The organism is Methylophilus sp. UBA6697 (genome assembly GCF_002454655.1).
Lineage (GTDB): Bacteria > Pseudomonadota > Gammaproteobacteria > Burkholderiales > Methylophilaceae > Methylophilus.
Window position 1 is genome coordinate 1 of the sequence record NZ_DKJH01000040.1, and the last position, 25,459, is coordinate 25,459.

The 25,459-nt window shown below is 49.9% G+C and carries 24 protein-coding genes; 16 read left to right on the plus strand and 8 right to left on the minus strand.

Going from position 1 to position 25,459, the window contains the following annotated elements:
• The first annotated feature begins 114 nt into the window (after nt 1–114).
• A complete protein-coding gene (gene fabA, locus B3355_RS10340; RefSeq protein ID WP_024929930.1) occupies nt 115–630 on the plus strand; it encodes a 3-hydroxyacyl-[acyl-carrier-protein] dehydratase FabA in 516 nt (171 codons plus the stop codon).
• Between the two features lie 36 nt (nt 631–666).
• On the plus strand, nt 667–1,893 hold the full coding sequence (gene fabB, locus B3355_RS10345; RefSeq protein ID WP_024929931.1) for a beta-ketoacyl-ACP synthase I: 1,227 nt from the start codon (nt 667–669) through the stop codon (nt 1,891–1,893).
• Between the two features lie 71 nt (nt 1,894–1,964).
• On the opposite strand, the gene B3355_RS10350 is transcribed toward fabB, so the two are convergent.
• Nucleotides 1,965–2,462 carry a type II secretion system protein gene (locus B3355_RS10350; RefSeq protein ID WP_292783485.1) on the minus strand — a complete coding sequence of 166 codons (498 nt, stop codon included), beginning with the start codon at nt 2,460–2,462 and terminating at the stop codon, nt 1,965–1,967.
• Between the two features lie 145 nt (nt 2,463–2,607).
• Between B3355_RS10350 and B3355_RS10355 the strand changes: the two genes are divergently transcribed.
• Nucleotides 2,608–3,087 (plus strand): DUF1439 domain-containing protein, encoded by a 480-nt coding sequence (locus B3355_RS10355; RefSeq protein ID WP_047518267.1) that lies wholly within the window; start codon nt 2,608–2,610, stop codon nt 3,085–3,087.
• 8 nt (nt 3,088–3,095) lie between these two features.
• Here the strand turns inward: B3355_RS10355 and B3355_RS10360 are convergent, their stop codons facing one another.
• Complete coding sequence (locus tag B3355_RS10360; protein ID WP_292783492.1) at nt 3,096–3,488, minus strand: Mth938-like domain-containing protein; 393 nt, start codon at nt 3,486–3,488, stop codon at nt 3,096–3,098.
• 173 nt (nt 3,489–3,661) lie between these two features.
• Between B3355_RS10360 and B3355_RS10365 the strand changes: the two genes are divergently transcribed.
• The 5 genes from B3355_RS10365 to B3355_RS10385 all read left to right on the plus strand — a co-directional run bounded on the left by B3355_RS10365 (nt 3,662) and on the right by B3355_RS10385 (nt 9,255).
• Nucleotides 3,662–4,888 carry a pyridoxal phosphate-dependent aminotransferase gene (locus B3355_RS10365; protein WP_292783495.1) on the plus strand — a complete coding sequence of 409 codons (1,227 nt, stop codon included), beginning with the start codon at nt 3,662–3,664 and terminating at the stop codon, nt 4,886–4,888.
• A gap of 56 nt (nt 4,889–4,944) precedes the next feature.
• Entirely contained in the window at nt 4,945–6,258 is a 1,314-nt protein-coding gene (locus B3355_RS10370) for a homoserine dehydrogenase (RefSeq protein WP_292783498.1), read from the plus strand.
• Nucleotides 6,259–6,301: 43 nt separating this feature from the next.
• Nucleotides 6,302–7,735 (plus strand): threonine synthase, encoded by a 1,434-nt coding sequence (gene thrC / locus B3355_RS10375; protein WP_292783501.1) that lies wholly within the window; start codon nt 6,302–6,304, stop codon nt 7,733–7,735.
• Between the two features lie 20 nt (nt 7,736–7,755).
• Nucleotides 7,756–8,550, plus strand: a complete 795-nt coding sequence (locus B3355_RS10380) for a thymidylate synthase (RefSeq protein WP_292783504.1) — start codon at nt 7,756–7,758, stop codon at nt 8,548–8,550.
• A 177-nt stretch (nt 8,551–8,727) separates the two neighbouring features.
• On the plus strand, nt 8,728–9,255 hold the full coding sequence (locus B3355_RS10385) for a PepSY domain-containing protein (RefSeq protein WP_019882068.1): 528 nt from the start codon (nt 8,728–8,730) through the stop codon (nt 9,253–9,255).
• 318 nt (nt 9,256–9,573) lie between these two features.
• Here the strand turns inward: B3355_RS10385 and B3355_RS10390 are convergent, their stop codons facing one another.
• Nucleotides 9,574–10,683 carry a GntR family transcriptional regulator gene (locus B3355_RS10390; RefSeq protein WP_292783509.1) on the minus strand — a complete coding sequence of 370 codons (1,110 nt, stop codon included), beginning with the start codon at nt 10,681–10,683 and terminating at the stop codon, nt 9,574–9,576.
• A 363-nt stretch (nt 10,684–11,046) separates the two neighbouring features.
• Here B3355_RS10390 and B3355_RS10395 point away from each other — a divergent pair, with 363 nt between their 5' ends.
• A complete protein-coding gene (locus B3355_RS10395; RefSeq protein ID WP_292783512.1) occupies nt 11,047–12,918 on the plus strand; it encodes a PQQ-binding-like beta-propeller repeat protein in 1,872 nt (623 codons plus the stop codon).
• A 108-nt stretch (nt 12,919–13,026) separates the two neighbouring features.
• Here the strand turns inward: B3355_RS10395 and rsgA are convergent, their stop codons facing one another.
• The 3 genes from rsgA to B3355_RS10410 are packed head-to-tail and all read right to left on the minus strand — an operon-like array spanning nt 13,027 to nt 15,447.
• Entirely contained in the window at nt 13,027–13,902 is an 876-nt protein-coding gene (gene rsgA / locus B3355_RS10400) for a ribosome small subunit-dependent GTPase A (protein WP_292783515.1), read from the minus strand.
• A 1-nt stretch (nt 13,903) separates the two neighbouring features.
• Complete coding sequence (locus B3355_RS10405; RefSeq protein ID WP_292783518.1) at nt 13,904–14,203, minus strand: c-type cytochrome; 300 nt, start codon at nt 14,201–14,203, stop codon at nt 13,904–13,906.
• On the minus strand, nt 14,200–15,447 hold the full coding sequence (locus B3355_RS10410) for a M48 family metallopeptidase (protein ID WP_292783521.1): 1,248 nt from the start codon (nt 15,445–15,447) through the stop codon (nt 14,200–14,202). Before B3355_RS10410 ends, B3355_RS10405 begins: the two co-directional genes overlap by 4 nt.
• Before the next feature lie 101 nt (nt 15,448–15,548).
• Here B3355_RS10410 and orn point away from each other — a divergent pair, with 101 nt between their 5' ends.
• Nucleotides 15,549–16,133 (plus strand): oligoribonuclease, encoded by a 585-nt coding sequence (gene orn, locus B3355_RS10415; protein ID WP_019882075.1) that lies wholly within the window; start codon nt 15,549–15,551, stop codon nt 16,131–16,133.
• Between the two features lie 164 nt (nt 16,134–16,297).
• Here orn and glgA read toward each other — a convergent pair whose 3' ends face one another.
• A complete protein-coding gene (glgA, locus tag B3355_RS10420; protein ID WP_292783526.1) occupies nt 16,298–17,749 on the minus strand; it encodes a glycogen synthase GlgA in 1,452 nt (483 codons plus the stop codon).
• Nucleotides 17,750–17,838: 89 nt separating this feature from the next.
• Between glgA and crcB the strand changes: the two genes are divergently transcribed.
• A complete protein-coding gene (gene crcB / locus B3355_RS10425; protein WP_024929945.1) occupies nt 17,839–18,216 on the plus strand; it encodes a fluoride efflux transporter CrcB in 378 nt (125 codons plus the stop codon).
• Nucleotides 18,217–18,285: 69 nt separating this feature from the next.
• On the opposite strand, the gene B3355_RS10430 is transcribed toward crcB, so the two are convergent.
• Nucleotides 18,286–20,985, minus strand: coding sequence for an Rne/Rng family ribonuclease (locus tag B3355_RS10430; protein WP_292783530.1), 2,700 nt, complete (start codon nt 20,983–20,985; stop codon nt 18,286–18,288).
• Between the two features lie 618 nt (nt 20,986–21,603).
• On the opposite strand from B3355_RS10430, the gene B3355_RS10435 reads away from it, so the two are divergent.
• The 5 genes from B3355_RS10435 to B3355_RS10455 all read left to right on the plus strand — a co-directional run bounded on the left by B3355_RS10435 (nt 21,604) and on the right by B3355_RS10455 (nt 25,444).
• On the plus strand, nt 21,604–22,722 hold the full coding sequence (locus B3355_RS10435) for a pseudouridine synthase (protein WP_292783533.1): 1,119 nt from the start codon (nt 21,604–21,606) through the stop codon (nt 22,720–22,722).
• Nucleotides 22,723–22,785: 63 nt separating this feature from the next.
• A complete protein-coding gene (locus tag B3355_RS10440; protein WP_292783535.1) occupies nt 22,786–23,439 on the plus strand; it encodes an HAD family hydrolase in 654 nt (217 codons plus the stop codon).
• Nucleotides 23,436–23,786, plus strand: a complete 351-nt coding sequence (locus B3355_RS10445; RefSeq protein WP_019882084.1) for a Rieske (2Fe-2S) protein — start codon at nt 23,436–23,438, stop codon at nt 23,784–23,786. Before B3355_RS10440 ends, B3355_RS10445 begins: the two co-directional genes overlap by 4 nt.
• Nucleotides 23,787–23,910: 124 nt before the next feature.
• Nucleotides 23,911–24,891, plus strand: coding sequence for a S49 family peptidase (locus B3355_RS10450; RefSeq protein ID WP_019882085.1), 981 nt, complete (start codon nt 23,911–23,913; stop codon nt 24,889–24,891).
• Between the two features lie 100 nt (nt 24,892–24,991).
• A complete protein-coding gene (locus tag B3355_RS10455; RefSeq protein WP_292783540.1) occupies nt 24,992–25,444 on the plus strand; it encodes a GNAT family N-acetyltransferase in 453 nt (150 codons plus the stop codon).
• Nucleotides 25,445–25,459: the final 15 nt, after the last annotated feature.

Genomic DNA, 25,459 nt, shown 5'->3' on the forward strand with positions numbered 1-25,459 from the left:
ACCTATATTCTTCTAAAAAGTATACAGGTCGGTATAGTTATTGGATGACAAAAAGCTTTCACTAAACGCAATTTCCGGCGAAAATATTGTTTTATACTAAAAATCTAAAAATACATGACTAGAAAAAGTAGTTTCAGCAAAGAGGATTTGTTGGCGTGCGGCCGCGGCGAAATGTTCGGCGAAGGTAACGCACAATTGCCATTACCACCAATGCTGATGTTTGACCGTATCGTAAAGATTTCTGACGAGGGTGGGAAATACGGCCAAGGCGAAATTATTGCAGAGCTCGATATTCGTCCTGATTTGTGGTTTTTTGAATGCCACTTTACTGGTGACCCGGTGATGCCTGGCTGTTTGGGCTTGGATGCCATGTGGCAACTGGTTGGCTTCTTCCTCGGCTGGAAAGGCGGTCCTGGCCGCGGCCGTGCCCTGGGTTCTGGTGAAGTGAAGTTTACCGGCCAGGTATTGCCATCAGCCAAGCTGGTACGCTACCACATTGATTTAAAACGTGTGATCATGCGCAAGCTGGTGATGGGAATTGCCGATGCACGTATGGAAGTGGATGGCCGCGAGATTTATAATGCCAGTGATTTGCGTGTCGGTTTATTTACCAGCACGGACAATTTCTAGTCGTCTTTACAGTTTTTGAAGTGAATGGGAGGCGCAATGCGTCGCGTAGTGATTACAGGATTTGGTATCGTATCAAGTCTTGGTAATAACAAACAGGAAGTACTGGATAGCCTCAAAGCAGGCCGCTCCGGTATTACTTATCAACCTGAATATGCCGAGCGCGGTTTGCGTTCGCATGTGGCAGGCTCGATCAAAAATCTGGATGTTGAAGCCTTGATTGATCGCAAGCTGTTGCGTTTTATGGCCAAGGGTCATGCTTACGCCTGGCTGGCGATGCAGGAAGCGATTGTTGATGCAAACCTGCCGGAAGAGCTGGTTTCAAATGTGCGTACCGGCCTGATCGTCGGTGCAGGCGGTACGTCTACTGAAAGTATGCTGGACGGCACCAATACGCTGGCAGAAAAAGGCATTCGTCGTGTTGGCCCTTATATGGTGACTAAAACCATGAGCAGCGGAATTGCCGCTTGCCTGGCGACTGGCGCTAAAATCAAGGGTGTGAATTACGGCATCAGTTCTGCCTGTTCAACCAGTGCGCACTGTATTGGCGCGGGTGTTGAGCAAATTCAGCTGGGTAAGCAGGATATCGTGTTTGCTGGCGGTGGTGAAGAAGAACACTGGACCATGAGCTATCTGTTTGATGCCATGGGTGCATTGTCGAGCAAATATAACGAAACGCCTGAAAAAGCGTCGCGTACCTATGATGCCGATCGTGATGGATTTGTGATTTCTGGCGGCGGCGGTATCGTTATACTGGAAGAGTATGAGCACGCCAAAGCACGTGGCGCACAGATCTATGCCGAAGTGATCGGTTATGGTGCAACCTCAGACGGTTACGATATGGTCGCACCAAGTGGTGAAGGCGCTGTGCGCTGCATGCAACAGGCATTGCAGGGCATTAATCCCGAAGAGATTGACTATATCAATACGCATGGCACCAGCACGCCGGTGGGTGACACCAAGGAGCTGGAAGCGATTCGTGCGGTGTTTGGCGACAATAGTAAGACGGCAATTGCCTCAACAAAATCCTTATCCGGCCACGCTTTAGGCGCAGCTGGCGTGAATGAGGCCATTTATACCTTGCTGATGATGCAACACGGTTTTATTGCGGCGTCTGCCAATATTGAAACGCTGGATCCGGCAGCAGAAGGCTTGAATATCGTGCGGAGCCCGATTGCTTCTGCGCGGATTCAAACTGCATTGTCCAACAGTTTTGGTTTTGGCGGCACCAATGCCACACTGACTTTATCGACCAAAAATCTGTAAAGTCTCTGCAAGCATTGAACAGGCAGTGTGTTGATAAGGCACACTGCCTTTCTTTTTGTAGGCTTGGTTCGTTAACAGCCAGTGCTGTCTATGGAGACACTTAGGCCGGCCGTGTTGGCTGACCCTGTGGAAATGATGTATTCCAGTTTGCAGTGATTGCTATCCCTGGCGCCTTGCAGGGTATAGGTGGCGCGATTGGTATCAGACAGCGCTGCTTGCACAGAGAATTTGCCAGCATCCACCAGTTGAGACAAGCTACCAGCACCATCTTCATTACCTAGCCAGCCGACCGGGTAGCCGTGACTAAAATAGATCGTATTGCCTTCGATGACGGCCGATGGTGTAGTCTGGTTGCCGTCACATTGCGGGTCTGACATGCATACACCCTTGGCCATCGTCGCGACCGACAGCACAGTGGCTTTGAACGATTGCAAGGCTGCCAGCCTGGCTTGTGTATCAATCTGCGAGATGCGTGCATAGGCAGTCACCGCTAGCGCTGATAGAATCAGCATGACGACGATCATTTCGATCAGCGTAAAACCAGATTGGATGCGTGAAATTTTTTTCATTGCACGCGATCTTATCGTATGCAGTCTGCATGATTGTCAATTTTTGTCGAATGTTGCAAGTGTTAAATAAGGCTTACAAATGCGTCTTTTAAAAGGCTTCTGTCGTATAGTTTTGCTAGGACTGTTGCTGACTCACTGTGTGAGTATGGGCGATCGTACAGTGAAAATGAATACCGCCCAGTTACAGCAAAAACTCAATCACAAGCTGGCAAAACCACTCACTGTGATGAAGGTGTTTCATGTCCAATTGTCTAACGCGCTGGTTTCACTGGATCCTGCATCGGGCAGAATTCATACCTTGATGGATGCCAGTGTGCAAAGTGATTTGTTATCCAGTGCCACCACCGGCAAACTGGGTGTGTCGGGTTTGGTCAAGTTTGACCAGGCACGCAATGCGGTTGTGCTTGACCAGCCTGCCGTGGATTCCTTCAAGCTGGATGGCGCCAATAGCGAGTGGAATGGCCTGGTGCAGCAATTGGCGCAAAGTCTGAGTGGCAAATGGCTGAACCAGTTGGTGTTATATGAAGTCAAGCCCGAGGATTTAAGCTACGCGGGGCGCCAATATCAGCCAACGGATTTGCAAGTGACGGCTGATGGTTTACAGGTGACGCTCAAGCCGCAGTAGTCAGGCGTTTATACTGATTCTGCCAGGTGGGATTCCAGTAGCAGGGCCGCAACCACCTTGCGGCCTTCAGCGGTCAGGATGTTGAAGGTGCGGCAGGCAGCAGCCGTGGTCATGCATTCTACGGCGATGTGCGCTGACAGGAATGCCTGTGTATGCCGAGGGTGAATAAAACGCTGTTTATCGCCCGTACCAAGCAATACCACTTCCGGACTAAAATCCAGTATCGCCGCTAATTGCTGCGCATCCAATGTTTCCCACGCTCCCTGAAACCAGTCTGTACTTAAGGCCTGTTCGCTGACAATCACCGGCTGCACATAGCGCTGGCGATTAATGATCACCGCGTCGCTATCGACGCCGTTAATTTGATATTGCTGTTCGCTGGTATGTAGGTGTAGTTTCATAAGCTGTAATCGTGACGCGCCTGCAAATTGCCCATGATGAAAATTCCGTTTAAATCTACCGATTCAGAGTCTGGCAAAGGCCTAAGGTTCATTGATGTAGCAAGGGTTTGCAGGTAGAATGAAAGTTTTACTTTAAGAGCTTAACACACGCCAGATGTGTTTGTTAACCAGCGATGAAGCCAGTCAATAAATCCAGCAAACTCAGTAATGTCTGTTATGACATCCGCGGCCCGGTATTGCAACGTGCGCGTCAGATGGAAGAAGACGGACAGCGCATTATCAAGCTGAACATCGGCAACCCGATGCCATTCGGCTTTAATGCGCCAGAAGAAATCGTTCAGGATGTGATCCACAATATGGATCACGCCTCAGGCTATACGGATTCCAAAGGGTTGTTCGCGGCGCGCAAAGCCATCATGCATTACACCCAGCAAAAGAATATTGCGGGCGTGACCATAGACGACATCATCATCGGTAACGGTGTATCCGAGCTGATTGTGATGGCCATGCAGGGCCTGCTCAATAATGGTGACCAGATTCTGGTGCCTATGCCGGATTATCCCTTATGGACGGCAGCGGTGAACCTGGCGGGCGGCACGGCGCGGCATTATGTCTGTGACGAGCAATCCGGCTGGTTGCCTGACTTGGCTGATATTGAAAACAAGATCACGGCCAACACCAAAGGCATCGTGATTATCAACCCGAATAACCCGACCGGTGCCTTATACCCCAAGGAAACACTGGAAGGTATTATCGAGATCGCGCGTCATCATGGCCTGGTGATTTTTGCTGACGAAATTTACGACAAGGTGCTGTACGACGGCCACACACATACCTCTATCGCCTCACTGGCCGATGATGTGCTGTTTGTGACCTTTAACGGCTTGTCCAAGAATTACCGCGCCTGTGGCTACCGCTCAGGCTGGATGATTATCTCCGGCGATAAAAAAGATGCCAAAGATTATATCGAAGGCTTAAACATGTTGGCCTCCATGCGCTTGTGTGCCAATGTGCCCGGGCAGTTAGCAATTCAAACTGCGCTTGGTGGTTACCAGAGTATTAACGACCTGGTGGCACCTAGCGGCCGCTTGTGCAAGCAACGTGATTTGGCCTATGACATGTTGACTGCCATGCCGGGTGTGACCTGTGTCAAACCGGCGGCGGCCATGTACCTGTTCCCCAAGCTCGATCCAGAGATGTATCCGATTGAGGACGATCAACAGTTTATTCTCGATCTGTTGCTGGAAGAGAAAGTGTTGCTGGTGCAGGGTACCGGTTTTAACTGGAAAACACCTGATCATTTCAGGGTGGTTTTCTTACCCAATGTAGACGACTTGACTGAAGCCATGACGCGCATAGGCCGCTATCTGGATAGCTATCGCAAGAAGCATGCAAAATAAAGAAACATTCAAAATAAGGTAAGCGTGCGCGCAAGCCATTAATGGTGAGTATGAGTATGAAAGAATTAAAAGTAGGGTTGTTGGGCATAGGCACAGTGGGTGGCGGTACGTATACCGTGATCACGCGTAACCAGGCAGATATCGCACGCCGTCTTGGTGGCAATATCCGTATTGTGCAAGTGGCTGACCGCAATGTTGAGCTGGCAAAGCAAGTGACTGGCGGCCAGGTGGCCGTGACTGACGATGCCTTCGCGGTGGTGAATAACCCGGAAATCGATGTCGTTGTCGAGTTGATCGGCGGCTACACCGTGGCTAAAGAGCTGGTGTTGACCGCGATTGCCAATGGCAAGCACGTGGTGACCGCCAATAAGGCCTTGCTGGCTGTGCACGGTAACGAGATTTTTAAAGCCGCGGCTGACAAAGGCGTGATCGTCGCCTTTGAAGCGGCGGTGGCTGGTGGTATTCCTATCATCAAAGCCTTGCGTGAAGGCTTGAGTGCCAACAAGGTAGAGTGGGTGGCGGGTATTATCAATGGCACGACCAACTTTATCCTGACTGAAATGCGTGACAAGGGGCTGGCCTTTGCCGATGTGCTGAAAGAAGCGCAACGTTTGGGTTATGCCGAAGCCGACCCGACCTTTGACGTGGAAGGTATAGATGCCGCGCATAAACTGACGATTATGGCCAGCATTGCCTTTGGCATGCCGATGCAGTTTGAGCATGCGTATACCGAAGGTATTACCAAGCTCACCATTAAAGATATTCAATATGCGCAGGAGTTGGGTTATCGCGTGAAATTGCTGGGTATCAGTAAAAAAGCTGAAGCCGGTGTTGAGCTGCGCGTGCATCCGACGCTGATTCCTGAAAAGCGCCTGATTGCTAACGTGGATGGCGCCATGAACGCTGTCGTGGTTAAAGGCGATGCGGTTGGCCCAACGTTGTATTACGGTGCCGGTGCCGGGGCAGAGCCGACCGCCAGTGCGGTAGTGGCCGACCTGGTCGATATTGCGCGTTTGCAAGGCACCAAGGCTGAACAGCGTGTGGCTTATTTGGGCTATCAGTTAGACCAGCAGCAAGTGTTACCGATTTTGCCGATTGCCGAAGTGCATTCTGCCTACTACCTGCGCTTGCGTGCTTCTGACAAACCAGGCGTGATGGCAGATATCACCAAGGTGCTGGCGGATCTGCAAATCTCGATTGATGCCATGCTGCAAAAAGAGCCTGCCGAGGGCGAGTCAGAGGCTGATATCGTGATTCTGACGCACACCACGCAAGAGAAAATCATGGATGCAGCGATTGCCAATATTGAGGCGCTGCCTGCCATCGCAGCTGGCGTGACAAAAATCCGCATGGAAGCTTTGTCACGCTAACTGACATTTTTGATGCCATGTTTTATGCCATAGGTTAAATGCAATGAAATATATCAGTACCCGCGGGCAATCGCCTGCTTTAACATTTAGTGAAATCTTGCTGGGTGGCCTGGCGCCGGATGGCGGTTTGTACTTGCCTGAGCAATATCCGCAGTTCAGTGATGCCGATCTGAACGCCATGCGCGGTATGAATTACCGTGAACTGGCCTTTGCCATCCTGTCACGCCTGGTGGATAACAGTGATATTCCGCATACAGACCTGAAGGCGATCATTGATAAAACCTATCGTGCAGAAGTCTATCAATACGCACGTGCCGGCCAAAACGCTGAAGACATTACGCCTACGCTCAAGCTGGAAAATAATCTCTACCTGTTAAGCCTGTCCAACGGCCCAACATTGGCGTTTAAAGACATGGCCATGCAGTTGCTGGGTAACCTGTTTGAATACGTGTTGGCTAAAACCGGCCAGACCACCAATATCCTGGGCGCGACTTCAGGTGATACTGGTTCCGCCGCTGAATACGCCATGCGTGGCAAACAAGGCGTGCGCGTCTTTATGCTGTCGCCCTATCAGAAAATGAGCCGTTTCCAGACCGCGCAGATGTTCAGCCTGCAAGACGACAATATTTTCAATATTGCTGTGAAGGGCGTGTTCGACGATGCGCAGGATATGGTGAAAGCCGTGTCCAATGACCACACGTTTAAGGCGCAATATAAAATCGGTGCCGTGAACTCTATCAACTGGGGCCGTATTGCGGCGCAGATTGTGTACTACTTCAAAGGCTATCTGGCTGTGACCACTAGCAACAGCCAAAAGGTCAGCTTTACCGTGCCTAGCGGCAACTTCGGCAATATTTGCGCCGGACATATTGCGCGTATGATGGGTTTGCCAATTGACCAGTTAGTGGTGGCCACCAATGAAAATGATGTGCTAGACGAGTTCTTTAATACCGGCGTTTATGCACCGCGTGGCTCAGCCAATACTTACCATACTTCCAGCCCGTCCATGGATATCAGCAAAGCCTCTAACTTCGAGCGTTTTGTCTATGATTTGGTCGGCCAGGATGGTGATAAAGTGCGCGAGTTATGGTCTGCGGTGGATGCTGGCGGCAAGTTTGATTTAAATGTGCAAGGTTATTTTGCCAAGGTGGCTGGTTTTGGTTTTGTGTCCGGCCATAGCAATCACGCCAGTCGCATGCAAACCATACGCGCGACTAAAGAACAATATGGTGTCACGATTGATACACATACCGCAGATGGCCTGAAAGTGGCGCTGGAGCATCGCAAAACAGATGTGCCTATGCTGGTACTGGAAACCGCCTTGCCGGCCAAGTTTGAAGAGGCCATTGTTGAGGCTTTGGGCGAAGTGCCTGAGCGTCCTGCCAGCCTGGCGGGCCTGGAAGACTTGCCACAAACCTCAACGGAAATGGATGTCAGTGTCGATGCCATTAAAGCCTTTATCATCGCCAATACTTAACGCTTAGCGGGAGCCGGTCTATGCAGCAGTATCATGATTTATTGAACCACGTACTTGCGCATGGTCATGTGAAAACGGATCGTACGGGCACTGGCACCACTTCGGTATTCGGCTACCAAATGCGCTTTAACCTGGCTGAAGGCTTCCCGCTGCTGACAACCAAAAAAGTCCATTTGAAATCGATTATCCACGAACTGTTATGGTTCTTGCAGGGCAGCACCAATATTGCTTACCTCAAAGAGCATGGCGTTAAAATCTGGGATGAATGGGCAGACGAACAAGGCAACTTGGGTCCGGTGTATGGCTATCAATGGCGCAACTGGCCCAAGCCGGACGGCACGCACATTGATCAGATCACACAAGTGGTTAACCAGATCAAGAACACGCCTGATTCGCGCCGTTTAATCGTTTCCGCCTGGAACGTGGCGGACGTCGAGCGCATGAAGTTGCCACCTTGCCATGCATTTTTCCAATTCTATGTGGCGGATGGCAAACTGAGCTGCCAGTTGTATCAGCGCAGCGCAGATATTTTCCTGGGCGTGCCATTCAATATCGCGTCTTATGCCTTGTTGACCATGATGGTGGCGCAGGTATGTGACTTGCAGCTAGGCGATTTTGTGCATACCCTGGGCGATGCGCATATTTACAGCAACCATATGGAGCAGGTTAAAGAGCAATTGTCGCGTACGCCGCGCGCCTTGCCTAACATGCGCATTAACTCTGAGGTGAAAGATCTTTTCGCCTTCAAGTTTGAAGATTTCAGCTTGGAAAATTACGACCCGTATCCGGCCATTAAGGCGCCAGTCGCGGTGTAGGCCAGTGGGCTGCTTGCTTATTAAACGGCTGTTTGTAGCCATTTTGTTAACAAGGTGTAATATTTTAAAAAGCTTACTGCGTTTTTGATATCCTTTTCGCGTTATGAATTCACGAAGCATGCGTCCCTAGCGCGTGTTTCGCGTTTTTCATTCATGACTTTAAACAAGGAGATCATTATGCAAATGAAAGCGTCATTACTGGCAGCCGCGTTATGCGGTGTGTTATCCGGTCAGGCATTCGCCGACCACGAAACCATTAAACCAAAAGCTTACGACAGCCTGGGTAAATGCGTGAAAGCCGCGTTGTCCAAGCACGACGGCAAAATCGTTAAGCTTGAAGCCAAGTCTGAGCGCAAGCACTTGGTGTACGAGTTTGACGTGCAATCCAATGATGGTAAAGCCTGGGACATCGAGTGCGATGCGAAAACTGGCAAAATAACTGAAGTAGAAGAAGAAGTGACTGCAGATGACGAAAGATTTAAGGCTTTGGCCAAAGTGTCTGAAGCAGATGCCAAAGCGACAGCATTGGCGGCACATCCAGGCAAAGTGGTTGAAGTTGAGTATGAGTTAGAGCCAGACGGCAAAGCTTCTTACGAATTTGACATCCTGGAAGCTGACAACGAAGAAGTGAAAGTTGAAGTAGATGCAACCACCGGTAAAATCGTGGAAACCAGCTACGAAGTGTATCAAATCGGCCAAGAGTAATCTCTGATTCCTCTGTTTCTTGCCAATGAAAAGGCACCGCAATTGCGGTGCCTTTTTTGCATGAGATCAATATGCAAGTGAGGGAGTGTCTACCCCGATACCAGCTGATATGCAGTCTGCTGGTATCGGTCCTAGTGATAGCTCACTCCCAGTCACTGTTTAGCATTTAGCGTGCCATGCCGCGAACAAAATTTAACTGAATGATTGGAAAGCCTATTTTTGTGTAAATAGGAGTTTTTCCTGAATTTTTGGTGGTTGATATCAGCCATATTGGTTGTTATTTGAGTGTTGTGAGCCGGCAATCTCTTTGCTGTCAGCCTAAGTTTGCTGCAAAAATCGATGAATGGTCGTCAGCAGCTTTTTATATTCTCCGCGTTTGATGAGCTCGCTTTGCGCCAACATATTGAGTAGGGATGATTGCTGTTGCTGCACATTGAGTTCGTTAATAAAATCGCTTGAAAAACCAAGGTTGCTGGCCAGGTAGCATAAGTTAAACATGTCACAACACTCTCCATACAAGCTGCCAAGCAATATGCTTTTGGCGTATCTGCTGGATAGCGGTTGATGTTGTTGCACAAACGGCAGTTGTGAGCGCTGATCGTCAATCAGCAGCAAGCGATAATCGGCCAGTTTTTGTGCAACCAGTGCCTGTGCAGTTTCTATGGTCTGCGCCTCGAACAATGTCGATGTGTCGCACCATAATGCGGACACTGGATAGTTGATGCAATATTTTTCAACTTGCTCTATAAAAACGTGTGCCTGGCCGTCTGAGATGTCAGGCAGGCGCAGTACCTGTATGCCATGTTTTACCAGGCTTCTTTCCAGGTCTATGCTTGCGCGATCGTCTAATAGCAGGCATCCGTCTGCCAGGCTCAGGTGATGCATCAGTGCTGTCTGCAATACCGGCCAGGTACCGCAGGTGATGTGATCGGGCGAAACCAGGTAGCGTCTTTCGTGTGCGAGCAGGTTGGCCAACATATGTTTGAGATTGAATAGGCCAGTCACGTCATAGTCGTGTGGCCGTAATTTGTGCATGTGCAAGGCCACCCGGCGAATATGGTGCACCGTGGTTTTCTGGATTAATTGATAAATACTGCTGGAGGCACTGTCGAGTTCTGGTCGCGCATGTATCAATGTGCGAGGACGCGGTGGACCAGGTGTTTCTGAACGTGGCGTCTGCGAGACAAAGGTACCGCGCTTGGGCTGGGTATAAATCAGCCCTTGTGCAGAAAGCTCTTCATACACCCGTGAAACCGTTTTCCGGTTGATGCCCAAACGTTGCGCGATGTCGCGTGAACTGGGCAGGGCGCTGCCGCCTAGCCAGGCACCGCCTTCTATCATGGCGCGGAAATGTTCTATGAGTTGCTGGTGGATGGAATGCGGGGAAGCTTTGTCCAATACCAGCGAGTAATGCCAGGGTCTCAGCACAGTCAGTGTCTACCTTCATAATCAAGTAAGCAGGGGCCGCCATTCACATTGGGCGACACCATTACCTGAAGGGCACACTAGGACATGGCCTTCGATTGCAAAATGATACAAAAAAAAAGCAATTCTATAAAGTTTTCGGAAAAATTCCTTATCTGGCCCATGAATAAAACCCAAAACTGGCTGGCTGCTTCGGGGGTCTATTTATATTACAGTTACAAGCGCTTAATCAAGTGACATCTATCCCTGACGGGATAATTTACAGCTCTGGAAATCCTAGTGCCAGTGGCAAACTTAAGCACAGCGCAATTTTTAATTGCAATTTGTGATGGATCCTTTTGGGATTTTTCTTCCGGAGATATAACTATGATGAAAATTAAAACTGCTTTTGGTATTGCAGCCAGCGTCGCGCTTGCCTTGCCAGCAATGGCTTATGCTGCTGCTGACCAGGAAGCTGCAATGAAAGACTCAAACAACTGGGCACATCCACGTGGTCAGCACAATAACCAGGGTTATAGCGCACTGGCACAAATCAACAAAGGCAACATCAAAAACCTGAAAATGGCCTGGACATTTGCGACCGGTGTAAACCGTGGTCACGAAGGTTCACCAGTGGTTGTGGGCAACATGATGTACATCGTGACTGCTTTCCCAAACAACGTCTACGCTCTGGATCTGAACGACAACCAGAAAATCGTTTGGTCCTATTTCCCGAAACAAGACCCAAGCGTTCAAGCGGTGCTGTGCTGTGACAACGTGACCCGTGGCCTGGGTTTTGGTGATGGTAAGATCTACCTGCAACAGAACGATGGCTTGCTGGTTGCTTTGGATGCCAAAGATGGTAAAAAAGTATGGGAAGTGAAAAACACTGATCCAAAAGTGGGTGCAACTAACACTAACGCGCCACACGTGATCAAAGACAAAGTATTGACCGGTTGCTCAGGTGCTGAGTTCGGCGTACGTTGCTTTATCGCTGCATACAATGCAAAAGATGGTTCTTTGGCATGGAAGGCTTACTCAACTGGCCCGGATGCTGAAACACTGCACGATGCTAACACCAACAAAGACAATCCTTTGTACAACGCTTTGTCCGTTTACCAAGACGTCAACGGTGGTAACAAAGAGGGGGGTTCTTTCAAACGCCTGTCTGCTGACCAAATCAAAGGTGGTGAAAAAGAGCTGGGTACACGTACTTGGTTGAAACCACAAGCGATCAAAGACGGCTGGCAACATGGTGGCGGTTCCGTATGGGGCTGGTGGCCATATGATGCACGTACAAACCTGGTTTACTACGGTGCAGGTAACCCATCTGTTTGGAACCCAGACGTACGTCCAGGCGACAACAAATGGTCTATGACTGTGACTGCACGTGATCTGGACACCGGCGTAGCTAAATGGGCGATGCAAATGACACCACACGATGAGTGGGACTACGATGGCGTGAACGAAGTCATCCTGTTCGACAAAGGTGGCAAAACTTACGCCTGGCACCATGACCGTAACGGTTTTGCTTACACATGGAATGCAGGCACTGGTTCTTTGATTGCGGCTGAAAAAGTACATCCATTTGTGAACTGGGCCAACAACGTTGACCTGAAAACAGGTGTGCCTGACAAACTGGCTGCAGCTTCTACGCACCAGGACTACAACGCTAAAGGTATTTGCCCAGCTGCTTTGGGTACTAAAGACCAACAGCCTGCTGCTTACTCTCCAAAAACAGGTTTGATGTATTCTCCACTGAACCACGTATGTATGACATACGAGCCAGTTGAGTCCAAATATGTGGCTGGTCAACCATGGGTTGGTGCGACATTGACCATGTTTGCCGGTCCAGACGGTGTGATGGGCGGTTTTGCTGCTTATGACCCAATGACCAACAAAAAAGTCTGGTACAACAAAGAGAAATTCTCTGCTTGGAGTGGTGCCTTGACTACAGCTTCTAACATCGTGTTCTACGGTACCTTGGATCGCTGGTTCAAAGCGGTTGACGCACAAACAGGTAAAGAGCTGTGGAAATTCCAGGTTGGTTCTGGTGCGATTGGTAACGCCTTCACCTATGGCAACAAAGGTAAGCAATACGTCGGTATCTTGTCTGGTATCGGTGGTTGGGCTGGTGTTGCGATGAACTTGGGTATGACCACTGACACCGATGCACTGGGTGCTGCTGGTGGTTACAAAGAGTTGACTAAGTACAACGCTGCTCCTGGCGGCGGTGCATTGAACGTTTTCGCTCTGTAATCTGGCGATTTAGATCACACGTAGCAATACGTGTGGTGAAAAAACACCCTGCTTCGGCAGGGTGTTTTTTATTTGTGCTCAGGATGCTAGAAAATAGCGGTGTGGCGTTTAGCCGTAGATTTGCACGGTGTTTTCAGCGCGGATTTGCTGGAAAATCTGCAAGCGCTCAGGCGCGATGTTCCCCGATGCCAGTGCTTGCAAAATGACGCACTCCGGCTCATGGGTGTGCGTACAATTATTGAATTTACAATGGCCAATCAATGGCCGGAATTCGACAAATGCATACTCCAGGTCAGCTTCATCAATATGGTAGAGGCCAAACTCCTGTAATCCGGGTGAGTCAATAATGGCACTTTTACTATCCAGATGATACAAATGCGTTGCCGTGGTGGTATGTTTGCCGCTATCGAGGGTGGCACTGATTTCCTGCGTTTTACTACGTGCCTCAGGTAACAGGCTGTTAATGATGGTCGACTTGCCCATGCCAGACTGGCCGACCAGCACACTGGTGTGGCCGCTCAGTAAAGGTTTTAAGCTGTCTACAGACTCTTTGGCATTGAGTTGCAAGGTGTGATAACCCAGCGCCGCATATTGCGTCAGCTTTTGCATGGCTTGCGGATTAGGTAAATCACATTTGTTGAGGATAATCACCGCGCGTATGCCCGCGGCCTCAGCCGCGACCAGGCAACGATTCAACAGGTCTTCATAGAAGCTGGGCTGGGTGGCCAATACAATCAGGATTTGCGTGACGTTAGCCGCCAGGATTTTGCTTTTGAATGCATTGCTGCGATAGAGCAGGGTATTGCGTTCTGCGGTTTTTTCGATCACGCCTTCCTTATCAGCCGTTAAGGTCACTGTGACCCTGTCGCCTGCGGCGTTATCGACTTTTTTGCCGCGGGTGACGCAACTGAGAATGCGGCCATCTGGCAATTCAACGTTATAGCGCTTGCCATAGGCAGCGACAATGAGACCTTCTTGAGACATGCTAGAAATGATAGTAGGAGTGATTTAAGTACTGTACCACTTGCTGCTCTTCATCATCAAACCATTTCAGGTTAAGCATGGTATTACAGTTGGTGACTTGGGCTTTTAGACCATTCAGCGAGCGCACTTTTCGGTAATCGCGTGTGTAAATACCACTGCCATCGCCGCCATAACTGCTGGCGTGGCAACTGATGCAATGTGCGTCCACCAGTTTTTTACCTGCTTGCAGCGTGTTATCCGCAGCGCTTGTGCTGAAACTTACAAGCGCCGGGATCAAGCTGATTAGCAGGGTATGTCTCATGCGTAAGTTTGCAGTTTGGCAATGCGTAGGCTGGCAGGCGGGTGTGAGTCGTAAAACGCTGAATGCAATGGATCAGGTGTCAGCGTAGAAGCATTGTCGCGATACAGTTTGACCAGTGCATCAATCAAAAATTGTGGCCTGGATTGTTGTGCCGCATAGTGGTCGGCCTCAAATTCGTTGGTGCGCGAATAAGCGGCTAACACTGGGCGCAAAATGAACATAAACACAGGCGAAACCAGCACAAACAACAGCAATGCCATATGGTTACTGGCTTCTGCCACGCCCAGGCCGGTAAAGAACCACTCTTGCTTGATCAGGTAACCCAGCAGCGCCAGGCCTAGCAGACTCAGGCCAAACATCATGATGATGCGTTTAATCACATGCTGATGCTTGAAGTGGCCCAATTCATGCGCAAGTACGGCTTCGATTTCGTCGGCGCTGAGTTTTTCCAGCAAGGTATCAAAAAACACCACGCGCTTGTTTTTGCCAAAGCCAGTGAAGTAGGCATTGCCATGACCTGAACGTGTTGAGCCATCCATCACAAACAAGCCCTGGCTGGCAAAACCACACTTTTGCAACAAGGCCTCAATGCGTGCTTTCAGGGATTGATCTTGCATGGGCGTAAATTTGTTAAACAAGGGCGCAATCCAGATCGGGTAAACTGCCAGCATAAACAGGTTAAATGCACTCCAGATCAGCCACAGGTAGAGCCACCACCAGTCGCCAGCCCCTTGCATGAGCCATAGCGCAATAAAGAGGATAGGGCCACCAAGCAGCAGGCCAACAATGGTATGTTTTACCAGGTCACCAAAAAACATGCTGCGTGACATTTTATTAAAGCCGAATTTTTCATCTACGTTAAAGGTCTGGATGTAATCGAATGGCAGAGTCGCTGCGCCAGAAATTAACATGGCAGAGCAAATGACCAATGCGCCGCGAATGATCTCGTGCGCAGGTAACCATTGTTGCCAGGCCTGGTCCAGCATCTGCAATACGCCGCCCAGTGTCAGGGCCAGTAAAATAACAGATTCCACCACTGTTTCATTCAAACGTAATTTGACCTTGGCTGTGGTGTAATCAGCTGCGCGCTGATGTGCCTCCAGGCTGATGGTTTGATCGAATGCTGCGGGTACTTGTTGGCGATGTTGCTGAATGTGGCGGATATGGCGTAGCCCCAGCCAGACACGGATAGCAAGGCTAACGACAATCACAGCGACAAAAATTTGAGTAAAGAGTGCGGACATGGCAATGAGTGGTTTGTGAGTGGTGACGGTTAGCTATTTTGATGGATTTATATCCACCTTGTTCACTGAACTGAATATAATGTTTCATTTTAATGGAAATCATGACGAGAGGCACACAATTGGCAAGTAATCAGGACAATTTAATCTGGCTGGATATGGAAATGAGTGGTTTGCTGCCTGACACAGACCGCATTCTCGAACTGGCCGCCGTCGTCACCGATGCGCAACTGAATGTGATTGCAGAGTCTCCGGTGCTGGTCGTCCATCAATCGGATGCCGTACTGGATGGCATGGACGCCTGGAACAAAGGCACACACGGCCGCAGTGGCTTGATCGATAAAGTCAAGGCGTCCACTTTGGATGAAGAGGCTGCAACCGATGCCATGCTGGCATTTTTAAAAGAGCATGTGCCTGCAGGCAAATCGCCGATGTGCGGTAACTCTATCTGTCAGGACAGGCGTTTTATGGCGCGTTATATGCCGCGTCTGGAAGCATTTTTTCACTATCGCAACCTGGATGTGAGTGTTTTCAAAGAGTTATCCCGCCGCTGGCGTCCGGATATCTATGCCGGGTTTAAAAAGGCCAGCCGTCATGAAGCATTGGCCGATATTTATGAGTCGATTGATGAGCTGAAGTATTACCGTGAACACTTTTTGAATATGACACCGCCAGCCAAGGCTGAGTAACGATTCAAAAAATCTGCATTCAGTAAAAAACACTGCGAAAAAAAAGACGCCTATTTGGCGTCTTGAGGGAGGAGAAGTTAGCTTTGGAGAAGCTTGATTAGTAATTAGCAGCTTCTGTGCCAACTTTTCTTCACCTTTTCGTCAATATCTGTAAGTAATTGTTTTTAAATATCTAACAAGTCCTGGTATAGCTCAAAGTAGTGTTTTGCACTCGTTTCCCAGCTGACATCCTGTCGCATTGCCTGTTTTTGCAGCTGTTGCCACTGACCAGAATTGGCATAAATATGTACGGCTTGCCTTAATGTGACCAAAAGTGTCGATGGATTATTTTCCGGCATTACCAATCCTGTCATCGTTTCAGGCAATGTGCCATCAGCCATGACGGCGCCGCCGTGCACAGAATCTGCCAGGCCGCCAGTATTGGCGACCAGCGGAATCGTGCCGTAACGCAAGCCATACATCTGGTTCAATCCACAAGGTTCAAAGCGCGAAGGCATGACAAAAATATCTGTCCCAGCCATGATGCGATGTGACAGCGGTTCATTGTAGCCGATGGTGACTACCACTTGCCCGGGATATTGTCGCATCAATGCCAGATATTGCTGCTCCAGCGCGGGCTCGCCGCTACCAAGCACTGCTAGCTGACAGCCACTGGCCAGCAGCTCGTGCGCGATGTCGGCCAGCATATCCAGGCCCTTTTGGTGCGTGAGTCGGCTGACGACACCAAGTAATGGGCCAGTGGCGTCCTGATGCAATCCTAGCTCTGCTTGCAAGGCCTGTTTAACTTGTTTTTTATTGGCCAAGGCGCTGCTGGTGTAATGCGCCGGTAAATAAGGGTCGCTTGCGGGATCCCACACTTGGGTATCTATCCCGTTCAGTATGCCGGTTAAATCGTCCGCTCGGTGCTGTAACAAACCCTGGAAGCCAAAGCCAAACTGCTCGGTTTGGATTTCTTTGGCGTAGGTTGGGCTCACGGTGGCAAGCGCATCTGCGTAATATAGTCCGGCTTTCATAAATGACAGATGGCCATAAAACTCATAACCTGCGGGCTGAAAGTCCTGCTCGCTGAGCATGAGTCTATGCCGCCAGTCAGCATGAAAATTACCTTGAAACGCCAGATTATGAATACTGAACAACGATTTGGCCGGGCTGGCCAGTTGCCGCAAGTAGTAGGGCGTCAGTCCGCTTTGCCAGTCGTTGCAATGCACCAGGTCTGGTAGCCATGGCTGTAGCATATTGGGGACGGACAGCATGGCGGCCACTTTTGATAACAAACCAAAACGCAAGGGGTTGTCTTGCCACTCGCCATGTTGCGGGTGGTGGTAAGGGCCGCCTTCACGGTCATACAGCGCCTGGTAGTCAATTAATAGCAGCGGGATGTCAGTACCGGGCAGGGTGGTTTGGTAGAGCTCGCAGCGTATATCGTGAAATGCCTGTAGTGAGCCAAGTAAGCGCGGCGCATCACACTGTGCCAGGATGCCGCGGTAGGCGGGCAGCAAAATTTGAACATCCAGGCCCGTAGTGGCCAAGGCTGCTGGGAGTGCACCACTGACATCTGCCAAACCGCCTGTTTTGATTAATGGGAAAATTTCTGAGGTAACAAATAGTAAACGCAAGGGAATCTCTTTAAATCAACAGGCGGTGGGAGCTGAATGCTTTAAAACTTATGATACATTGCCTGCTAACGTTTTAGAAGGGCAATAAAATGAAATCTTGGTTGATGGTCGGATTAGGTTCGGCATTGGGTGCATGGGCACGTTGGGGGCTCTCCATCTGGCTCAATTCGATAGGGATGATTCCCTTGGGTACCTTGATGGCAAATGCCATCGGTGGTTTTTTAATGGGCATTGCGTTAGCGCTTTTTCAGACCATGCCACAATTAAGCCATGAGTGGCGCTTGTTTATTGCAATGGGTTTTTTAGGTGGCTTAACTACTTTTTCTACATTCTCGGCACAAGCATTTGTATTACTGCAAAAACAAGCCTATGTGTGGGTAGGGTTGCATATCTTCACGCATGTTGTGGTGTCTGTATTGCTGACGATTATCGGCTATTGGTGCGTCATGCGCTGGCAAGCAGCATAAGCCCATCAATGGTGTAAAAAAAGAGGGCCATCAGGCCCTCTTTTTTATGGCGACTAGTCCAGGGACTGGTTACTTCTGGGTTTCAACCATCACCAGGCTTGGTTCTTCAGCCGCTTTTTCGTCTTTCTTCCACTTGGCAGCGTTACGTGGTTTTTTCGCTTTCGCCGCAGTTTCTGCTGAAGCTGCGACAGGTTCAGACTTGGTTTCTACCAATTGAATGCCTGCATCTGTGGCACCTTCATTAGTGCTTGCAGCAGTTGCCTTGGTGGTGGCTTTGCGTTTGCGCGCAGGTTTTTTCTGTGCGGTTTCTGCCGTAGCTTCAGTCTCTACAACGGCCGCTGCGGCAGTTTCAACCAGTTCGATTGCTGGCACATCACTGCCTTCTGGCGCGCGTTTACCGCGTGCTTTGCTGGTTTTCCCGCCACGTGAACGGCTGCGTGGCGTTTTTTCTGCGACAGCTTCATCAGCTTGAGGCGCATCCGTTTTAGCCGTGTTTGGTGTATCAACAGTTTCAGTGCTGGCTGGTACAACCTCTGCTTTTACCACTGGTTCAGCGGCGGCCTGTTTGGCTTCTGTTTTAGCTACTGGCGCTGCAGTTTCCGCGACCACTACCGGTGCTGCATTACTTGGTGCAACTGCCTCAGCGGCTGTGGTGTTGACTGCCGCTTCAGCATTTGCCTGGTTTGGCGCATCTTCACGTTGACGGCGATCACGGCGGCCATGACGGTTACGACGATTGCCGCGTTCACCACGCTCCTGTTTGTTTTCGCCAGTTGGTGAAGTTAATGCCGGTTGATTGGCATCTGCTTTCACTTCCTGTGACGGTTGCTGTTGACGGTCCTGTCTTTCTTTCTGCGCTGGTCTTTCCTGTTGCTGACGTTCCTGGCGAGGCTTGTTAGACGCGTTTTCCTGCTGTTCTTTAGGTTGACGCTCACCTGTTGGGCGATCGGTACGGTCTTGCTGGCGTTCGCGCTGACGATCACGCTGGCGGTTGCGATTCTTGTTACGGTCACGACCAGGCTCTTTGGTTTCGCGTGCTGGTTTTGCAACTTCTTGCACCGCTTCTTTTTCTTCCAGGCCCAACCAGGATTTAATCACGCCAAAGAATGATTTTTTCTGCTCGGTCACAGGGGCCGCAGCAGGTTTCTCTTCAACAATCGGCGCAGCAGTGGCGGGCGTAATGCCTTTGACCACGGCTTCAGCCTTGGCTGGCGCAGCGGCTTGTTGCAGGCTGTGCTGGTAATCGGACTCGCTAGGCAGGTCTACCATTTTGTAGCTGGCCTGCATGGTGTCTTCATTCACATCGTCCAGGCGAATGCGCAGGATGTTGTAGTTAGGGGTTTCCAGGTGGATGTTTGGAATCAACACCACTTCAACGCCAGTGCGTTGCTCGATTTTGTGGATGTCGGCGCGTTTTTCATTCAACAGGAAAGTCGCGGCTTCGACTGGCAACTGCACTTGAATAATGGCGCTGTTGTCTTTCATGGCTTCTTCTTGCGTGATGCGCAGAATATGCAATGCAGTAGATTCAATGCCACGGATGTGGCCTGTGCCGTTACAGCGTGGGCAGGTCATGTGGTTGGTTTCACCCAGGCTTGGGCGCAAGCGCTGGCGAGACATTTCTAGCAGGCCAAAGCGAGAGATTTTACCCATTTGGACACGTGCGCGGTCATGATGCAGGGCGTCACGCAAGGCGTTCTCCACGTCACGCTGGTTGCGCTGGTTTTCCATATCGATAAAGTCGATCACCACCAGGCCACCCAGGTCGCGCAAGCGCATTTGACGCGCGACTTCTTCAGCGGCTTCCAGGTTGGTATTGAACGCCGTTTGTTCAATATCGGCCCCTTTGATGGAGCGACCGGAGTTGACGTCGATAGACACCAGGGCTTCGGTATGGTCAATCACAATGGCGCCACCGGAAGGCAGACGCACTTCACGCGCAAATGCAGATTCGATCTGATGTTCGATCTGGAAGCGGGAGAACAGCGGAATTTCGTCCTGGTACAGTTTGACGCGGGTGACGTTGCCCGGCATGACGTGATTCATAAACTGCAAGGCTTGCTCATGCACGTCAGCAGTGTCGATCAGGATCTCGCCAATATCCGCGCTGAAGTAATCGCGAATGGCACGAATCACCAGGCTGCTTTCCTGGTAAATCAGGTAGGCGCCAGGCTGGAAATTAGAAGCATCTTCAATCGCTTGCCATAATTGTGACAAGTAGTTCAAGTCCCATTGCAGCTCTTCGGCGTTACGGCCAATGCCAGCGGTACGCGCAATAATGCTCATACCGTTAGGCACGTCCAGTTGTGCCATGGTGTCGCGTAATTCGTTGCGCTCTTCACCTTCCACGCGACGGGAAACACCGCCTCCGCGTGGATTGTTTGGCATCAGCACCAAGTAACGGCCAGCCAGTGAGATAAAGGTGGTCAGTGCCGCGCCTTTGCTGCCGCGTTCGTCTTTGTCTACCTGGACAATGACTTCCTGGCCTTCCTTGATCACATCCTGAATGCGGGCGCGACCTTCAGGCTTGTCCTGAAAGTAACTGCGGGCGATTTCCTTAAAAGGCAAAAAGCCGTGTCTGTCGGTACCATAGTCGACAAATGCGGCTTCCAGTGAGGGTTCAATGCGTGTGATCACGCCTTTGTAGATATTGCTTTTGCGCTGTTCTTTGCCAGCGTGTTCAATATCGAGGTCGATGAGTTTTTGTCCATCAACAATCGCAACGCGCAATTCTTCTGATTGCGTTGCGTTAAACAACATTCTTTTCATGTAAGGCTCCTAATCGAAGCCACAGAATAGACATGAGCGCAGGGCGGGCCGTGGTTATGAATTAACCACCAGAATTTAACGAGGAGGTGTGTGCAATGGCTTTTGCGATGCTAGTGTCTGGGTCTCAGCACAGCATGACAGGCATCAATATGCACACGTTTGAGTGTCAAAGCGCAGTGTGTGACTGCCCGCTGGATACTCGGTTTCTGCAAGGGTGCAGTGAGTGCGTGGCAGGTAGGTTGTCACCTGTATTATCCACCGCGATTGACTGCAAAAATAAAACCCTAAACAGAGGGTAATTTCGTTAAAATTCGGGTTTGGCAAACGCCGAGCTCATTTCTTTGTTTATTCTGCGTGAGCTTCGCGTTAAATCATTTCTAATTAATTATCGCTACTTGATGGCGAGCGGTATTCACCAAAATTTTTTTGATTCTGAATGCGCTGACTAGCCAGGAAAACCTGGCTTTTAAAATCTGGGCCCTGAAAACGCTGGGATTGGATGTCAGTGATGACGATAGCCTGCATGTATATATGACCGCTATCGCCTGAAAGAGCGATGATTCAGAATCTCGACAGTATATCTATAAGTCCTGATAAAGCAAAGCACGACCTGCAACTATGAGCTCACAATTTCGACCCTCGTCATTACCGCCTGCGGAAACGGCTTCCAGCCTTGGTTCTGAGGCTGGACCCGCCAGTGATCGTGTCACTTACTTGCTGGTGGATGAAGCCTCGGAAACGCAGCGCGTGGATAACTTTTTAGCCAAAGTGCTCAAAGGCGTGCCCAAGAGTCATATCTACCGTATTTTGCGTAGTGGTGAAGTGCGCGTGAATAAAAAGCGTGTCGACGCCGAACATCGTTTGCAACTGGGAGATGAAGTCAGGGTGCCGCCTATCCGCACGGCTGAAGCCGCTGCAAAACCGGATGCACCTGCGATTAAAACTAAACTGGCTGAGCAAGTGATTTATGAAGATGACGCCATGCTGGCGTTGAATAAACCGTCTGGCATGGCCGTACATGGTGGTAGCGGCATCAGCCTGGGCGTGATTGAGCAATTGCGTTTGGAGCGGCCACAAGCCAAGTTCCTGGAACTGGTGCACAGGCTGGACCGTGAAACCTCAGGCGTATTAATGATTGCAAAAAAACGCTCGGCGTTGACTGCACTGCATGAAGCCATGCGTCATCACCACATGGATAAACGTTACCTGATCTTGGTGCAGGGACAATGGCAAGAGGCCAAAAAGAAAGTCACGCTGGATTTGCAAAAATATGTGACAGAAAGTGGCGAACGTCGCGTACAAGTGGTTGATGAGCCCTTGCTCAATGCAGAACCCGGCGGCAGAAAATCACTCAAAGCAAGTGGCCTGGTTGCCAAACGCCATGCTGCCAAAGGCAAGTTTGAGGTAGAAACGCAGACCTCTGAAACCTGGTTTTATTTGCAGGAGGTGCTGGGGCAATGCAGCTTTTTGCAAGCCAAGTTAATCACTGGCCGCACGCATCAGTTGCGCGTGCAATTATCGCATTTGGGATTCCCGATTTTGGGCGATGACAAATATGGTGATTTTGCCTTAAACAAGCTGTTAAGCAAGCAGGGCTTAAAAAGGATGTTTTTGCATTCCAGTGAAACACGTATTGCCCATCCGTTAACCGGAGAACCTTTGCACCTGGTCGCACCATTGCCAGCAGAACTGGAACATTTTCTGCAACAACAACGTCAACTTAAGTCAGTAAAGTAATCGTTAGTGATAGGCGACAAAGTGGCCAGTGTTGCCTATAAAGTATATTAGGAAAATAACGCAGTGAAACAGTTTGATTTAGTGGTTTGGGATTGGGACGGCACCATTGCCGACTCGACTGGCATGATTACGCAGGCATTGATCAAAGCGGCTGATGAGGCCGGGTTGCCCGCACTGAGCGAAGAGCGCGCCCGTAGCATCATTGGCCTCGGTTTACGGGAGTCGATCGAGGTGCTGTATGGCGATATCCCCGAGTTCCAGGCGCAGGCGTTAGCAAACAACTACCAGCGTCTTTATTACGCCAACGAAAACAATATTTTATTGTTTGCTGGTATTGCAGACACGATTGCCACCTTAGACCGTAAAGGTTGCAAGCAAGCGGTGGCGACCGGTAAAGGGCGGCGTGGATTAAACACCGCGTTGCAGCAGTCAGGGTTGTCCAAATTTTTTAATGCGACCAAAACCGTCGATGAATGCTTTTCAAAGCCACATCCGCAAATGCTGGATGAGCTCATGGACGATCTGGTGGTGATGCCTGAGCGTACGTTGATGATAGGCGACTCGCAATATGATATGCAAATGGGTAAAAATGCTGGCGTCATCACAGCTGCAGTCAGTTATGGCTCGCAAACAGCCAGCCATTTACAGCAGTATTCGCCAGATCACCTGTTTCACGATGTGGCAACATTAAGCGCCTGGTTGCTGGAACAAGCATGAGTGAGACCGCGTTAACGTTTAACAGCGATGCCTTACAGGAAAAAGGCGATGGCTTGCGGTTTGCCATGCCCATGTTAGGGCCGCATGCGACCGGTTTTCTGGTGCGTTTTGAAGGCAAGGCCTATGCCTATGTCAATCGCTGTGCCCATGTGCCGGTCGAACTGGACTGGGAACATGGCAAGTTTTTTAATATGACGCAGGAGTGGATTATTTGTGCCACGCATGGCGCGATGTATGCGCCACAAACCGGGCACTGTGTGGTCGGTCCTTGCCAGGGCAAGCGTTTATCTGCGATACCGGTGACAGAGGAAGCGGGTGTGATTAAGGTGCACCTGGATCAATTCTAGGGTGTGGGATGAATCCTAATGTGTGGGATCAATTCTAGTGGGTTGTTTCGGGATTAAAAATAGAATCCTGGCAAACCGCTAAAAGTTGTTAGAATAGCTAAAATTTATTGACGAAAGTTGAGTTATGCAAGAAGAAAATCAGCAGTCATCTGACCCGAAGCAAGCGAATCAATCGCCGGACTGGGCCATTCGTACGGTGGAGAAAATTGCGCTGGCCGGGCTGCAAGAGCAAAAATCCGCCAGACGCTGGTCGGTATTGTTCAAGTCACTGACCTTTATCTACCTGTTTTTCCTGCTCATGACGTTTCTGGGTTGGGTCGGCCAAAACAAAAATGCTTCTACCGCGCATACGGCCTTGATTGATCTTTCCGGGGTGATCGAGGCCGGTGGCCAGGTCAATGCTGATGCGGTGATCAGTAGCCTGAATGATGCCTATGATAACAAAGGTACCAAAGGCATTATTTTGCGTATCAATAGCCCGGGCGGCAGTCCGGTACAGGCCGGTATTATTAATGACGAAATTCACCGTCAACGTAAATTACACCCGGAAATTCCAGTGTACGCGGTGGTGGAAGACATTTGTGCATCTGGTGGTTACTACATCGCTGTCGCCGCTGACAAAATTTTTGTCGATAAAGCCAGTATCGTCGGTTCTATCGGCGTGCTCATGGATGGATATGGGTTTACCGAAGTCATGAAAAAAGTCGGCGTTGAGCGCCGCCTGATGACGGCTGGTGCTAATAAAGGCATGCTGGATCCGTTTTCACCCGTGAATCCTAAGCAACAGGCTTTTGCACAAAGCATGCTGGATCAGATTCACCAACAGTTTATTACGGTGGTGCGTGAAGGTCGTGGCAGTCGCCTGAAAGAAAATGAAGAAACCTTTAGTGGTTTGTTCTGGAACGGCGAAGAAAGTATCAAATTGGGCCTGGCAGATGCGCAGGGCAGTGCTGAGTATGTCGCGCGTGAGGTGATTAAAGAGTCTGATATTGTTGATTTCACTTATCAGGAAACCGTGGTGGACCGTTTTGCCAAGAAGCTGGGTGCCAGTATGGCGCAGGAGCTGGGCGTGAGTGCCAAGAACCTGTTACCGACACTGCGATAACCTGAGCAATATATTTAAAAGGGACCTCGTGGTCCCTTTTTTATTGCCCATATCTTTAACATATTACCAGGCGAAAATAGAGATGCTTAAACAACCACTCGTGACAGTTAGACCAATCGCGTTAGAAGACTATGAACGCTGGTGCCTGTTATATGCCGCTTATGCGGAGTTTTATGCAGTCAGACAAACCTCCGCCATGCGCGACCAGGTCTGGCAATGGCTGCAGCAATCTCCACCTGTGATCTCTGCATTGGTCGCAGAGAATGCAGAGGGGCAGGTATTAGGTTTTTTGCATTACCGCGTATTTGTGCGGCCATTAGCGGCGTCACTGGGCGCTTATGTGGATGATTTGTTTGTCGCGCCGGAAGCCAGGGGGCAAGGTGTTGCGCAGCAATTGATCCAGGCAGTCGCCCAGATTGGACGGGAAAATAAATGGTCAGTGATTCGCTGGATGACTGCAGAAAATAATCTGCGTGCAAGAGCCTGTTATGACAAGCTGGCTGAACACACGCATTGGCAGACTTATGAAATTAAATTGCCGATATTAAATTGATGCCAAGATGAGTGA